Raw genomic sequence first — 1621 nt, 5'->3', positions numbered from 1 at the left:
CCCGCCACGCCGCGTGCGCGCCGCTCCCCCGCACCACGGCCGGAACCGCCGCGCCGCCGACGGGCCGGGCGAGGCCGGGGCTCGCTACGACCACCAGGCGGTCGCGCAGGAACGCGCGGCCGACGAGACTCGCGTCCGGAGCGGGGTCGACCCGGATCACCAGGTCGAAGCCCTCCTCGATCATGTCGACGGTGCGATCCTCCGTCGTCACCTCGAGCCGGATCTCCGGGTACTTCAGGGCGAAGCGCGCCGCGAGCTTGCCCATCGCCGATTGCGAGAACAGCAGCGGAGCGTTGATCCGCAGCCGGCCCCGCGGGCGCTGGCCGCCGGAGGCGATCGCCGCGGCGGTCTCGGTCAGCTCGACGAGCAGCGCGCCGGCCCGCTCGAACAGCGCCCGGCCCTCCTCCGTCAGCTTCAGGGCGCGCGCGCCGCGCTCGAACAGGCGCAAGCCGAGGCTGGCCTCCAGCTCCGCCACCCGCCGGGACAGCGTCGCCTTCGGCCGCCCGGCCGCGCGCGCCGCCCTGCCGAACCCGCCATGGCGGGCGACGAGGGTGAAATCCTCCAGGGCGAGCAGGTCCATGGCGTTCCACCCGTGAGACGGTCCGTCCAGATATAGCGCCTATTGGCTCGAAAGTGGATCGCACATCTTGGGGTCAGCCGAACGGCGCAACCCACAGGAGCGACTTCCATGACCATTCTCGTCACCGGTGCCACCGGCCGCGTCGGCCGCCACGTCGTCGAGCAGCTCGTCGCGCGGCAAGCCCGGGTGCGGGTGCTGACCCGCGATCCCGCCAAGGCCCAATTCCCCGCCGGGGTCGAGGTCGCGACGGGCGACCTTCTCGACATCGACGCGCTGCGCCGGGCCTTCGTCGGCGTGCGCACGCTGTTCCTGCTGAATGCGGTGACCGGCGACGAGTTCACCCAGGCGATCGTCACCCTCAACCTCGCGCGCGAGGCCGGCGTCGAGCGGGTCGTCTACCTGTCGGTGTTCGGGGCCGACCGCGCCGTCGAGGTGCCGCACTTCGCGGTGAAGTTCGGGGCCGAGCGCATGCTGCGGCAGATGGGCTTCGGCGCCACGATCCTGCGCCCGACCTACTTCATCGACAACGAGGCGATGATCCGGGACGTGATCGTGGACCACGCGGTCTACCCGATGCCGATCGGCGGCAAGGGCGTCGCCATGGTCGACGCGCGTGACATCGCCGAGATCGCCGCGATCGCGCTGATCCGCCGCGACGCGGCGCCGGGCCCGCTGCCGGTCGAGACCATCAACCTCGTCGGGCCGGACACGCTCACCGGCGCGGGCCTCGCCGCGATCTGGAGCGCGGTGCTCGGCCGCCCGGTCGCCTACGGCGGCGACGATCCGAGCGGGTTCGAGCAGGCCATGGCCGGCACCATGCCGCGGTGGATGGCCTACGAGATGCGCCTGATGGCCGAGCGCTTCGTCGGCGACGGCATGATCCCGGAGGCCGGCGACCGCGAGCGGCTGACCGCGATCCTGGGCCGCCCGCTGCACGCCTACCGCGACGCCGCCGACATTCGGATCGGGCCGCGGGTAGGCGGCGCTGCCGTCGAGGTAGGGCCGCTCCAGCGCGTGGGCGTAGACGGGCGCGTCCCATTC

Annotated in this window: 2 protein-coding genes; one reads left to right on the top strand and one right to left on the bottom strand. The window is 73.2% G+C overall.

Annotation, left to right across the window (positions count from 1 at the left end; translation table 11 throughout):
- Window positions 1-580: LysR substrate-binding domain-containing protein (locus FV230_RS28110; RefSeq protein ID WP_147844696.1), on the bottom strand; the 580-nt coding region annotated here is incomplete at its 3' end.
- A 108-nt stretch (window positions 581-688) separates the two neighbouring features.
- On the opposite strand from FV230_RS28110, the gene FV230_RS28105 reads away from it, so the two are divergent.
- The coding region (locus tag FV230_RS28105) for an NmrA family NAD(P)-binding protein (protein WP_147844695.1) at window positions 689-1621 on the top strand (933 nt) is incomplete at its 3' end.

It is taken from the genome of Methylobacterium sp. WL6 (assembly GCF_008040095.1).
Taxonomy (GTDB): domain Bacteria; phylum Pseudomonadota; class Alphaproteobacteria; order Rhizobiales; family Beijerinckiaceae; genus Methylobacterium.
The sequence above is the reverse complement of the archived record's forward strand: the minus strand, read 5'-3'. Positions and strand labels throughout refer to the sequence as shown.